Here is an 11,647-nt window from a genome sequence, read left to right as displayed (position 1 = left end):
CCTGGAGACTTATGCTGGAAATCGGATTGACCGGGGGCATCGGCTCCGGCAAGAGCCGCGTCGCTGATCTGTTTGCCGAGCGCGGCGCCGCGCTGATCGATACCGACCTGATCGCGCACGAGATCACCGCGCCCGGCGGCGCGGCAATACCCGCGCTGGTCGAGGCCTTCGGCCCCAAGTGTCTGCGCGCCGACGGCGCGATGGACCGCGACGCGATGCGCGCGCTGGTCTTCTCCGATCCGACCGCCAAGGCCCGGCTCGAGGCGATCACGCATCCGCTGATCCGCGAGGTCACCGAACAGCGGGCCGCCCGGATCCGCGCGGACGGCGCCCATCCCTATCTGATCCACGTCGTGCCGCTGCTGGTCGAATCGGGCCGCTGGCGCGAACGTGTCGACCGCGTGCTGGTGGTCGACTGCAGCGAAGCGACGCAGATCGCCCGCGTAATGGCGCGCAACGGCTTCTCGCGCGAGCAGGTCGAGGCCATCATGGCCAGGCAGGCCACACGCGCGCAACGGCTGGCCGTCGCCGACGACGTGATCGACAACGATGGCCCGGTCGAGGCATTGCCGCCGCAGGTCGAGGCGCTCGATCGCCGCTATCGTGCGATGCAGCCGCTGTCCGCCAAACCCGCCGCGCGCTAGCCACGCCGGCGTGCAAGCGCACTTTCCGTCAGGCGCCGCCGAGGCCACCATCGGCGGCGTTTCATTGTCCTTGCGCGCTGTCTCGCATAGAATGCGTTGGAATATGCTGCCAAGTGCATGCATACGGCCGCATGCGAGCTTCGCATGCATTCTGTACCGATCGCCTCGCGCGCCAGCCTGAGCCGATTCGTCTGTCGAATCCAGCACCGGGCCGGCAAGCTGGCCGACGCCGCGCTGCACGGACTTCCCCTTGATTCTGTACGAATATCCTTTCAACGAACGCATCAGGACACTCCTGCGTCTGGAGGACCTGTTCGATCGGCTGGATTACTTTCTCGGACAGGAACATGCGCTGCAGCATCATGTCGCGCTGACCACGCTGTTCGAGATCATCGACGTCGCTGGCCGCGCCGACCTGAAGACCGATCTGATCAAGGAACTGGACCGCCAGCGCCAGGCGCTGAGCGCGCTGCGTTCGAGCCCGCAGATCGACCAGCAGACGCTCGACGCGGTGATCGGCGAGCTCGAGCAGGCCATCGCGCAGCTGAACCAGACCGTCGGCAAGGCGGGCCAGCTGCTGACCGACAACGAGTGGCTGACCAGCATCCGCAGCCGCGCGATCATTCCCGGCGGCACCTGCGAGTTCGACCTGCCCTCGTACTACGCCTGGCAGCATCGGCCCGCCGAGGAGCGGCGCGCCGACATCCTGAAGTGGGTGCGTCCGCTGATTCCGTTGCGCGTGGGTACCGATGCGGTGCTGAAGCTGCTGCGCGAATCCGGACAGAGCGGCAAGGTGATCGCCACCGGCGGCAGCTATCAGCAGATGCTGTCCGGCCGCAGCTACCAGCTGATGCAGGTGCTGCTCGACGATTCGCTGCTGGCCTTCATCCCGGAGATGAGCGCCAACAAGTACATGCTGTGGGTGCGCTTCACCCAGCAGGACGGCGACATGCGACCGCGCTCGGTCGACGCCGACATCCCCTTCCTGCTCAAACTCTGCAACTTCTGATTTGCCATGCCATCCGTAGTCAAATGCCCGACCTGTGGCAAGGACGTCGTTTGGGCGCCGGAAAACAAGTTCCGCCCCTTCTGTTCCGAACGTTGCAAGCAGATCGACCTGGGTGCCTGGGCCTCGGAGAAATACGTGATCGGCGGCAAGCCGGCCGATCCGACCGAGGACGAGCAGGACCGGAACGAGGACTGAGCGCCCGCGCGCGCACGGCGGCAGCCCTCAGGCCGCCTCCTCACCCAACCACTGGACCACCGGAATCGTCGCCGGCAGCAGCGGGCCGACGGTAACGGGCACCCGCTCCCACGAGAACGCCTGGCCTTCGCGCCCGACCGGCTCGCCGGTCCAGCCGGTGACCTTGCAGAAGTGCAGCCGCACATAGGCGTGCGGGTAATCGTGCTCGAGCACGTGCCAGCGCGTCGAGGCCGTGATGTCCAGGCCCAGTTCCTCGTGCAGCTCGCGCGCCAGCGCCGCTTCGACCGATTCGCCGGCTTCGAGCTTGCCGCCGGGAAACTCCCAGTAGCCCTCGTAGGGCTTGCCGGCCGGCCGCTGCGCCAGCAGGAAGCGGCCGTCCGGCCGTACCAGCACGCCGACCGCGACCTCGGTGACCTTGCGTCCGCCGCTCATGCCGGCTCGCCCTGGTGCGCGCCCGGATGTCCCCCGTAAGGCTTGCCATGCTTGCCGCCCCAGTCGCGCGCGAACTGCCACGCGACGCGCCCGGAGCGCGAGCCGCGCTCCAGCGCCCAGACCAGCGCATCGCCGCGCGCGGCGGCGATATCGTCATCGTTGCAGCCGAACTGGCGCAGCCAGTGCGCGACGATATTCAGGTATTCGTCCTGCTTCGGCGGATAGAACGACAGCCACAGGCCGAAGCGCTCGGACAGCGAGATCTTTTCCTCGACCACCTCGCCGGGATGGATTTCGCCATCCGCGGTGTGCTGGTAGGTCTCGTTGTCCTTCATGTACTCCGGCAGCAGATGGCGGCGGTTCGACGTCGCATAGACCAGCACGTTGTCCGACTGCGCGGCGACCGAGCCGTCGAGCGCCGACTTCAGCGACTTGTAGCCCGATTCGCCGTCCTCGAACGACAGGTCGTCGCAGAAGATCACGAAGCGCTCCGGCCGCTGCGTCAGTTGCTCGACGATATCGCCGAGGTCGCCCAGGTCGGCCTTGTCGACTTCGACCAGGCGCAGCCCCTCGTCCACGAAGGCGTTCAGGCAGGCCTTGATCAGCGACGACTTGCCGGTGCCGCGCGCGCCGGTCAGCAGCACGTTGTTGGCCGGCAGCCTGTGCACGAACTGGCGCGTGTTGGCGACGATCGCGTCCTTCTGGCGCTCGATGTTCTTCAGGTCGTCCAGATGGATCGGCGGCAGCTGGCGGATCGCCTGCAGATAGCCGATATTGCCGAACAGGCTCTGCCGCTTGCGCCAGCGGAAGGCGACGGCCTGTTGCCAGTCCGCCTCGGTCAGCTGCGGCGGCAGCCACTGTTCGAGCCGGGCGAGAAATTGGTCGAGACGGGAGGCGAGATCGGACATGGCGGCAATCCGGAGAGGCGGGGGATGGGAGAAGCGGAACAGCGAGGGGATGGCGGTGGCCCGATGCCGGGCCGCCATCGCCGGCGATGCCTCGCCAGGCGGCAAGGCATCGTCGGGCAACGATCAGGAACGATAGTCCGCGTTGATCGATACGTAATCGTGCGACAGGTCGCAGGTCCAGACCGTGGCCGTGGCATTGCCGCGGCCCAGCGCGATGCGCACCGTGATCTCGGCCTGCTTCATCACGCGCTGGCCGTCTTCCTCGCGGTAGTCGGGGTGCCGGCCGCCGTCCCTGGCGACCCAGACATCGTCGAGCCACAGGTTGACGCCGCCGACATCGAGATCGTCGACACCGGCATAGCCGACCGCGGCCAGGATCCGGCCCAGATTGGGATCGGACGCGTAGAACGCGGTCTTGACCAGCGGCGAGTGGGCGACCGCGTAGGCGATCTGGCGGCACTCGGCGACATCGCGTCCGCCCTCGACCTGGATCGTCATCAGCTTGGTCGCGCCTTCGCCGTCGCGCACGATCATCTGCGCCAGCTCCTGCGCCAGCGACGTCACTGCATCGCGCAGCGCCTCGAACTCGGCACCGTCGGCACGCTCGATCGCGGGCGCGCCGGCGCGGCCGGTGGCGATCAGCACGAACGAATCGTTGGTCGAGGTATCGCCGTCGATCGTGATGCTGTTGAACGAGTGGTCGGCCGCGTGCGACACCAGCGCCTGCAGCACCGGCTGCGCCACGGCCGCATCGGTGGCGATGAAGCCCAGCATCGTCGCCATATTGGGACGGATCATGCCGGCGCCCTTGCTGATGCCGGTCAGCGTGACGGTCTTGCCGCCGATCGTCACCGTCCGCGACGCGGCCTTCGGCTGCGTGTCGGTGGTCATGATCGATTCGGCCGCGGCCAGCCAGTTGTCCTCGCGCGCGCTCTCGATCGCCTTCGGCACGCCGGCCAGCAGGCGCTCCATCGGCAGCGGCTCGAGAATCACGCCGGTCGAGAACGGCAGCACCTGGTCGGCGCCGATGCCCAGCGCCGCGGCGACCGCGTCGCAGGTCGCGCGTGCGTTGGCCAGACCCGGCTCGCCGGTGCCGGCATTGGCGTTGCCCGTATTGATCACCAGCGCGCGGATGCCGCGGCCTGCCGCCAGATGCTCGCGGCAGACCTGCACCGGCGCGGCGCAGAAGCGGTTGCGCGTGAAGACGCCTGCCACGGTGCTGCCTTCGGCTAGGCACACCACCAGCACGTCCTTGCGGTTGGCCTTGCGGATGCCCGCTTCAGCCCAGCCGAGCTCGACGCCGGCGACCGGTTTCAGATTCTCTGCCTGCGGCAGCGGCAAGTTGACGGCCATGTTCGATTCCTTGCTTCGATGCGATACCCAGTGCCAGTGTCTTGCGGCCGGCTCAGCTCAGCCTGCCGTGGCACTGCTTGAACTTCTTGCCCGAGCCGCACGGGCACGGATCGTTGCGGCCGACGCGGGGCATGGTCGCCACTTCGCTGTCGTCGCGCGCGCCGCGTGCCGCGGCGGCGATCGCGCGCTCGCCGGTGTCGGGACCGGCGCCGCCGAACTCGTCATGCTGGTATCGCACATTGCCCAGATGCGACAGATCGTCCTCGATCTGCTCGGAGGCGTGCTCGAGCTCTTCCGGCGACTGGATCTGGACGTTGAAGACGACGCGGGTGACCTCGCTCTTGATCACGTCCAGCAGCCGCGCGAACAGCTCGAACGACTCGCGCTTGTACTCCTGCTTCGGATCCTTCTGCGCATAGCCGCGCAGATGGATGCCCTGGCGCAGGTGGTCCAGCGCGGCCAGGTGCTCGCGCCAGTGCGTGTCGATGCTCTGCAGCATCACGGAGCGCTCGAAGCCGGCAAAGGCCTCGCGGCCGACCTGCGCGACCTTGGCCTCGTAGCGCTCGGCCGCGGCCGAGACGATCATCTGCAGCAGTTCCTCGTCCTCGATGCTCTGCGCGTTCTCGATGGTCTGCGCGAGCGGCAGCTCCAGGCCGAAATCGTCGCGCAGGCGCTTCTCCAGGCCGTCGATGTCCCACTGCTCTTCCATCGATTCGGCCGGCACGTACTCGCGGAACAGATCGACCAGCACGCCCTCGCGCAGGCTCTTGATCATCTCGCCGACGTCCTGCGCTTCGAGCACCTCGTTGCGCAGCTTGTAGATTTCCTTGCGCTGGTCGTTGGCGACGTCGTCGTACTGCAGCAGCTGCTTGCGGATATCGAAGTTGCGGCCCTCGACCTTGCGCTGCGCAGATTCGATCGAGCGCGTGACGATGCCGGCTTCGATCGGTTCGCCCTCGGGCATCTTCAGGCGGTCCATGATCGCGCGCACGCGGTCGCCGGCGAAGATGCGCAGCAGCTGGTCGTCCAGCGACAGATAGAAGCGCGACGACCCCGGGTCGCCCTGGCGGCCGGCGCGGCCGCGCAGCTGGTTGTCGATCCGGCGCGATTCGTGGCGCTCGGTGCCGACGATATGCAGGCCGCCCGCGGCCTTGACCTGCTCGTGCAGCGATTGCCATTCGGACTTCAGCTGCGCGATGCGCGAGGCCTTGTCCTCGGCCGACAGGCTGGCATCGGCCTCGATGAAGCCGGCCTGCTTCTCGACGTTGCCGCCCAGCACGATGTCGGTACCGCGGCCCGCCATGTTGGTGGCGATCGTGATCATCTGCGGCCGGCCCGCCTGCGCGACGATCTCCGCCTCGCGCGCGTGCTGCTTGGCGTTGAGCACCTGGTGCGGCAGCTTTTCCTTGTTCAGCAGGTCCGACAGGTATTCCGAGGTCTCGATCGACGTGGTGCCGACCAGCACCGGCTGCCCGCGCTCGTAGCATTCGCGGATATCGCGGACCACGGCGTCGTAGCGCTCCTTGGACGTCTTGAAGATCTGGTCCTGGAAGTCCTTGCGCTGGGTCGGCTTGTTGGTCGGGATCACGACCACTTCCAGGCCGTAGATCTCCTGGAATTCATAGGCCTCGGTGTCAGCCGTGCCGGTCATGCCGGCCAGCTTCTCGTACATCCGGAAGTAGTTCTGGAAGGTGATCGTCGCCAGCGTCTGGTTTTCCTGCTGGATGGTGACGCCTTCCTTGGCCTCGACCGCCTGGTGCAGGCCGTCGGACCAGCGGCGGCCCGTCATCAGGCGGCCGGTGAATTCGTCGACGATGACGACCTCGTCGTTCTGCACCACGTAGTGCTGGTCGCGATGGAACAGGCTGTGCGCGCGCAGCGCGGCGTACAGATGGTGCATCAGCGTGATGTTCTGCGGCGCGTACAGCGACTCGCCCTCGCCGATCAGGCCCAGCTGCGCCATGATCTGCTCGGCCTTCTCGTGGCCGGCCTCCGTCAGGTAAACCTGGTGCGCCTTCTCGTCGACGTAGTAGTCGCCCGGCTTCTCGACGCCGGTGCCGTCCGCCTTCTCCTCGCCGATCTGGCGCTCGAGCAGCTTCGGGATGCCGTTCATGCGCTGGTACAGGTCGGTATGGTTCTCCGCCTGCCCCGAGATGATCAGCGGGGTGCGCGCCTCGTCGATCAGGATCGAGTCGACCTCGTCGACGATCGCATAGTGCAACGGCCGCTGCACGCGCTGACCCGGGTCGTAGACCATGTTGTCGCGCAGGTAGTCGAAGCCGAATTCGTTGTTGGTGCCGTAGGTGATGTCGCTATTGTAGGCCGCCTGCTTCTGGTCGTGCGGCATCTGCGACAGGTTGACGCCGACCGACAGCCCGAGGAAGTTGTACAGCCGGCCCATCCACTCGGCATCGCGCTGCGCCAGGTAGTCGTTGACCGTGACCACGTGCACGCCCTTGCCGGTCAGCGCGTTCAGGTAGACCGCCAGCGTCGCGGTCAGTGTCTTGCCCTCGCCGGTACGCATCTCGGCGATCTTGTTGTCGTTCAGCACCATGCCGCCGATCAGCTGCACGTCGAAATGGCGCATCTTCATCACGCGCTTGCTGGCCTCGCGGCAGACCGCGAAGGCTTCGGGCAACAGCGACTCGAGCGATTCGCCGCCGGCGTGGCGCTGGCGGAACTGTTCGGTCATGCCGCGCAGCTCGTCGTCCGACAGCGCTTCGAACTTCGGCTCCAGCGCGTTGATCCGCTCGACTGTCCGTCGATATTGTTTGATCAGCCGCTCGTTACGGCTGCCGAAGACTTTCTTGAGAAGGCCCGTGATCATCGATTGGTGTCACCTGCGCACGATTGCGGTCCCGCCGTCCGAGCCGGAGGGCCGGACGCGAAGCGCGCGTGGCGAAGAGAGGATTAGCGCAAAACGCCGAGTTTATCACGCGCGGCGGGCGGTTCCGTGGCGGGTCCCGCGCGGTTTCCGAGACGCCGGGCGTGGCTGCCGGCCCTGCCGGCACGGTGTCTCGCGCACGGCACCGCCGGTGCCGCGGCGGGGCCGCTCGAGGCAGCCAGAGGCTAGAATGCGGCATGCGCCTGTTCACCCACCACGCCCTGCAAACGCCCCACGCCAAGCCGCTGAACGACTGGCTGGCCAAGGCCGGTCCGATGTCGTCGCTGATGCAGGCGGCGCGCGAGCTGGCCGCGCTGGAAGCCGAGGTGATGGCCCTGCTGCCCCCCGGCATGCGCGCCGGCATCGCGGTCGGCGGCGTGCGCCAGGACACCCGCAGCCCGGGGCAGCCCAACACGCTGCTGCTGCTGGCCGCGCACGGCGCCGCCGCGGCGCGGGTGCGGCAGATCGTGCCGAGCCTGCTGGCGCGGCTGCAGCAGCGCGGCGCGCGGATCGATGCGGTCAAGGTACGGGTACAGCCCGACGCCGCACGCGGCGACTGGGACGTGGAGCCGGCCGAGCGGCCGAAGAAGACGGGCGTGCCGGCGGCGGCATTGAACAGCCTGGGCGAACTGGCGCAGACGCTGCCGGACTCGCCGCTGCGGGACGCGGTGCAGACGATGCTGTCGCGGCACCGCCAGGGACGTGGCTAGCGCAACCGCAAGCGGAGAGCGGGCGCGCCCGCGGGTCAGGCGAAGGCGGGCTGCAGCTGCGGCAGGAAGGCGGCCGGGGCCTCTTCCTGACGTTCGAAGCTGACGATCTCGTAGGCCTGCTCGTCGGCCAGCAGCGCGCGCAGCAGCTGGTTGTTCAGCCCGTGGCCGGACTTGTTGGCGACGTAGGCGCCGATCAGCGGATGGCCGACCACATAGAGGTCGCCGATCGCGTCGAGGATCTTGTGGCGCACGAACTCGTCGCCATAGCGCAACTCCTCGTTGTTCAGCATGCGGTGCTCGTCGAGCACGATCGCGTTGTCCAGGCTGCCGCCGCGGGCCAGGCCCATCTCGCGCAGCGCCTCGACCTCGTGCGCGAAGCCGAAGGTGCGCGCGCGCGCGATCTCGCGGACATAGCTGGTGTCGCCGAAATCGATCTCGAAGGTCTGGCCGGTCTTGTCGACGGCCGGATGGCGGAAATCGATGGTGAACGACAGCTTGAAGCCGAAGTAGGGTTCGAGCCGGGCCAGCTTGTCGCCATCGCGCACCTCCACCGCCTTCCTGACGCGGATGAAGCGCTTGGCCGCCGGCTGCTCCTCGATGCCCGCCGACTGCAGCAGGAACACGAAGGACGCGGCGCTGCCGTCCATGATCGGGATTTCCTCGGCGTCGACGTCGACGAACAGGTTGTCGATGCCGAGACCCGCGCAGGCGGACATCAGATGTTCGATGGTGGACACGCGCGCGCCGTTCTTCTGCAGCACGGACGCCAGGCGCGTATCGCCGATGGCCGACGCCTTGACCGGGATCTCGACCGGCTCGGCCAGGTCGACGCGGGTGAACACGATGCCGGTATCGGTCGGCGCGGGCCGCAATGTCAGCGTCACCTTGCGGCCCGAGTGCAAGCCAATGCCAACGGTCTTGACCAGGGACTTGATAGTGCGCTGTTTGAGCATGACGGCCTCTGCTAATTATTAAAGTCTATCGGGCGTGAGATCTAATAAACCGTATCTTACCACCGGCACGGATATTGCGCTGCACCAGTTTTGTTTCGTCGTGTTAACGGTGTGGCATTCGACGGTTAAAGCCCCGAAAAAGATGCGGCGATCGACGGAGAACGCGTCGCGGAAGGCCCGATAAGCGGCATCCCAATCACTTCCATTGCCGCTTTCCGCACGTCCACAGCCGCCGAGGTACGGAATCCCGTCTTACCCGCGCAACATCGCGAGCACCGCTTCCGCGCTGCTGACCTCGAATTTGCCCGGGGCTTCGACGGCCAGATGCGTGACCACGCCGTCGTCCATCACCATCGCATAGCGCAGCGAGCGCACGCCCATGCCGCGCTTGCCCAGGTCCTGCTCCAGGCCGAGCGCACGCGTCCAGTCGGCGCTGCCGTCGCCGAGCATCCGGACCTTGCCGGCGGTGCCCTGCTCGCGCGCCCACGCGCCCATCACGAAGGCGTCGTTGACCGACACGCACCAGATCTCGTCGACGCCGGCGGCGCGCAGCGCGTCGGCCTGCTCGACGAAGCCGGGCACGTGTCGTGCGGAACAGGTCGGCGTGAACGCGCCGGGCAGACCGAACACGACGATGCGGCGATCCTTGGCCAGCTCGGCGACCGAGAAGGCGTTGGGACCGAGCGCGCAGCCGCCCGCCTCGGTTTCGAAGTATTCGTACAGCGTCGCGTCGGGCACGCGTGCACCGATTTCGATCATGGCGATTTCCTCAGGCAGCCACGGCGTCCGGCGTCCACCTCGAACATCGGCAACGACGGCGATCGCCCTGGCCAAACCCAGTCTGCATCATAGTTGCCGCCTTCCGGCATCCCAAGTGGGACGGCGGCGCGCACGGCTGTCGGCGCATGCCGACAGGCTGGCAAGCAGAACTGACAAAAACAGGCGCGGCGAGCTTGCGCTCGCCGCGCGGACGGGAGGCACATCCCGGCCGGGATACGGCGGGAGACCAGTCCGGGGAGGCGGCCGGCGGCGCGCCTGTCCCGGCACGGGATGCGGACGGAGGACAGCGGGCGGCGTCAGTCTCCTCGCTCGCGCGGAAGGCCGGCGGCCGTCATCCGTAGCGCGGGCACGGGCGGATGGGGAGCGCCCATCGTGCCCCGCTGTCGCGGATGCGCGGCCGGCAACCTGCCGGCGATGCGATCGGCCAGCCGAGCAGTCGGCTCGCCGTGGGTCGACGTCGCGCCGTGCTCAGTCCGCCTGCTTGCGCAGGAAGGCCGGAATGTCGTACGTGTCGACACCCTTTTCCTGCAGCGCGGCCACGTGCGCCGACGCGGTTTCGCGCGAGCTGCGGAACACCGCCGGCGTATCGAGGCCGCTGTAGTCCGGCGCGCTGTGCAGCGCCGAGCCATGCTGCAGGCCGGCCATCATCTGCACCGGCATGTTGTCGGTACCGGTCTTGAGCAGCGTCATCGGCTGCTGCTTCTTGCCCGAGCGGCCCAGGCCCGTGGCGACCACGGTCACGCGCAGCGCATCGCCCATCGAGTCGTCGTAGACGGTACCGAAGATCACGGTCGCATCTTCCGCGGCATAGCTGCGGATCGTGTTCATGACTTCCTTGGTCTCCGACAGCTTCAGCGAGCGGCTGGCCGTGATGTTGACCAGCACGCCGCGCGCGCCGGACAGATCCACGCCTTCCAGCAGCGGGCTGGCGACCGCCTGCTCGGCGGCCAGGCGCGCGCGATCGACGCCCGACACCGTGGCCGTCCCCATCATCGCCTTGCCCTGCTCGCCCATCACGGTCTTGACGTCTTCGAAGTCGACGTTGACCAGGCCGTCCACGTTGATGATCTCGGCAATGCCGGCCACCGCGTTGTGCAGCACGTCGTCGGCGCACTGGAAGCACTTGTCCATCTCGGCGTCGTCGCCCATCACCTCGAACAGCTTCTCGTTGAGCACGACGATCAGCGAGTCGACGTTGTTTTCCAGCTCGGCCGAACCGTGCTCGGCGACCTTGGCGCGGCGTGCGCCTTCGAAGTCGAACGGCTTGCTGACCACGCCGACGGTCAGGATGCCCATCTCCTTGGCGACCTGCGCCACGATCGGCGCCGCACCGGTACCGGTGCCGCCGCCCATGCCGGCAGTGATGAAGACCATATGCGCGCCGCGCAGCGCGTCGGCGATCTGTTCGCGCGCCGATTCGGCGCAGGTGCGGCCGACTTCCGGCTTGGCGCCGGCGCCCAGGCCCGTATTGCCCAGTTGCAGCACGCGCGCCGCGGTCGAGCGCTTGAGCGCCTGCGCATCGGTGTTCATGCAGATGAATTCGACGCCCTGCACCCCGCGGTTGATCATGTGCTGCACGGCGTTGCCGCCCGCGCCGCCCACGCCGACCACCTTGATGATGGTGCCGTCCTGCATTTCCGATTCGATCATGTCAAAGTCCATCACTGCCTCCGAGAAAAATCAGTCGCCAAACGCTGCGGCCTCCCCGCCGCAACCCTTGGTTCCTGAACAAAGAACCAAAAGAAAGAAACTGCTCCATCAACGCGCCGCGCCCGCCAC

At 67.4% G+C, this 11,647-nt stretch carries 11 protein-coding genes; 4 read left to right on the top strand and 7 right to left on the bottom strand.

Annotated elements, in window-relative coordinates; translation table 11 throughout:
- The first annotated feature begins 11 nt into the window (after positions 1-11).
- The 3 genes from coaE (at position 12) to F7Q96_RS20430 (ending at position 1,848) form a co-directional block, all read left to right on the top strand.
- The gene (coaE, locus tag F7Q96_RS20440) at positions 12-644 is read left to right on the top strand and encodes a dephospho-CoA kinase (protein ID WP_053822559.1); all 633 of its coding nucleotides are present in this window, start codon (positions 12-14) and stop codon (positions 642-644) included.
- 250 nt (positions 645-894) lie between these two features.
- The gene (zapD, locus tag F7Q96_RS20435) at positions 895-1,653 is read left to right on the top strand and encodes a cell division protein ZapD (RefSeq protein WP_006578256.1); all 759 of its coding nucleotides are present in this window, start codon (positions 895-897) and stop codon (positions 1,651-1,653) included.
- A 6-nt stretch (positions 1,654-1,659) separates the two neighbouring features.
- Positions 1,660-1,848 carry a DNA gyrase inhibitor YacG gene (locus F7Q96_RS20430; protein ID WP_053822560.1) on the top strand — a complete coding sequence of 63 codons (189 nt, stop codon included), beginning with the start codon at positions 1,660-1,662 and terminating at the stop codon, positions 1,846-1,848.
- Between the two features lie 27 nt (positions 1,849-1,875).
- Here F7Q96_RS20430 and F7Q96_RS20425 read toward each other — a convergent pair whose 3' ends face one another.
- From F7Q96_RS20425 to secA, 4 genes are all read right to left on the bottom strand, one after another.
- A complete protein-coding gene (locus F7Q96_RS20425; RefSeq protein ID WP_053822561.1) occupies positions 1,876-2,280 on the bottom strand; it encodes an NUDIX domain-containing protein in 405 nt (134 codons plus the stop codon).
- On the bottom strand, positions 2,277-3,188 hold the full coding sequence (locus tag F7Q96_RS20420; RefSeq protein ID WP_053823207.1) for an ATP-binding protein: 912 nt from the start codon (positions 3,186-3,188) through the stop codon (positions 2,277-2,279). Before F7Q96_RS20420 ends, F7Q96_RS20425 begins: the two co-directional genes overlap by 4 nt.
- Before the next feature lie 123 nt (positions 3,189-3,311).
- Positions 3,312-4,541, bottom strand: coding sequence for a bifunctional glutamate N-acetyltransferase/amino-acid acetyltransferase ArgJ (gene argJ / locus F7Q96_RS20415; protein WP_053822562.1), 1,230 nt, complete (start codon positions 4,539-4,541; stop codon positions 3,312-3,314).
- 52 nt (positions 4,542-4,593) lie between these two features.
- Positions 4,594-7,368, bottom strand: a complete 2,775-nt coding sequence (secA, locus tag F7Q96_RS20410; RefSeq protein WP_053822563.1) for a preprotein translocase subunit SecA — start codon at positions 7,366-7,368, stop codon at positions 4,594-4,596.
- A gap of 254 nt (positions 7,369-7,622) precedes the next feature.
- On the opposite strand from secA, the gene F7Q96_RS20405 reads away from it, so the two are divergent.
- Entirely contained in the window at positions 7,623-8,135 is a 513-nt protein-coding gene (locus F7Q96_RS20405; protein WP_053822564.1) for a DciA family protein, read from the top strand.
- Positions 8,136-8,170: 35 nt separating this feature from the next.
- On the opposite strand, the gene lpxC is transcribed toward F7Q96_RS20405, so the two are convergent.
- From lpxC to ftsZ, 3 genes are all read right to left on the bottom strand, one after another.
- On the bottom strand, positions 8,171-9,088 hold the full coding sequence (gene lpxC / locus F7Q96_RS20400; RefSeq protein ID WP_053822565.1) for a UDP-3-O-acyl-N-acetylglucosamine deacetylase: 918 nt from the start codon (positions 9,086-9,088) through the stop codon (positions 8,171-8,173).
- Between the two features lie 252 nt (positions 9,089-9,340).
- Complete coding sequence (locus F7Q96_RS20395; protein ID WP_053822566.1) at positions 9,341-9,847, bottom strand: peroxiredoxin; 507 nt, start codon at positions 9,845-9,847, stop codon at positions 9,341-9,343.
- A gap of 489 nt (positions 9,848-10,336) precedes the next feature.
- On the bottom strand, positions 10,337-11,530 hold the full coding sequence (gene ftsZ, locus F7Q96_RS20390) for a cell division protein FtsZ (RefSeq protein ID WP_006579111.1): 1,194 nt from the start codon (positions 11,528-11,530) through the stop codon (positions 10,337-10,339).
- Positions 11,531-11,647 lie beyond the last annotated feature (117 nt).

The sequence above is a fragment of the Cupriavidus gilardii genome (genome assembly GCF_008801915.1).
Classification (GTDB): Bacteria; Pseudomonadota; Gammaproteobacteria; order Burkholderiales; family Burkholderiaceae; genus Cupriavidus; species Cupriavidus gilardii.
Note: the sequence above shows the minus strand (reverse complement) of the source record. Positions and strands in the feature narration are given on the sequence as shown.

What these genes read in the sequence shown, in the direction of transcription:
- argJ (WP_053822562.1), bottom strand. Translation starts at nt 4,541, where the DNA reads ATGGCCGTCAACTTGCCGCTGCCGCAGGCAGAGAATCTGAAACCGGTC.
- F7Q96_RS20405 (WP_053822564.1), top strand. Translation starts at nt 7,623, where the DNA reads ATGCGCCTGTTCACCCACCACGCCCTGCAAACGCCCCACGCCAAGCCG.
- coaE (WP_053822559.1), top strand. Translation starts at nt 12, where the DNA reads ATGCTGGAAATCGGATTGACCGGGGGCATCGGCTCCGGCAAGAGCCGC.
- F7Q96_RS20420 (WP_053823207.1), bottom strand. Translation starts at nt 3,188, where the DNA reads ATGTCCGATCTCGCCTCCCGTCTCGACCAATTTCTCGCCCGGCTCGAA.
- F7Q96_RS20425 (WP_053822561.1), bottom strand. Translation starts at nt 2,280, where the DNA reads ATGAGCGGCGGACGCAAGGTCACCGAGGTCGCGGTCGGCGTGCTGGTA.
- F7Q96_RS20395 (WP_053822566.1), bottom strand. Translation starts at nt 9,847, where the DNA reads ATGATCGAAATCGGTGCACGCGTGCCCGACGCGACGCTGTACGAATAC.
- ftsZ (WP_006579111.1), bottom strand. Translation starts at nt 11,530, where the DNA reads ATGGACTTTGACATGATCGAATCGGAAATGCAGGACGGCACCATCATC.
- secA (WP_053822563.1), bottom strand. Translation starts at nt 7,368, where the DNA reads ATGATCACGGGCCTTCTCAAGAAAGTCTTCGGCAGCCGTAACGAGCGG.
- F7Q96_RS20430 (WP_053822560.1), top strand. Translation starts at nt 1,660, where the DNA reads ATGCCATCCGTAGTCAAATGCCCGACCTGTGGCAAGGACGTCGTTTGG.
- lpxC (WP_053822565.1), bottom strand. Translation starts at nt 9,088, where the DNA reads ATGCTCAAACAGCGCACTATCAAGTCCCTGGTCAAGACCGTTGGCATT.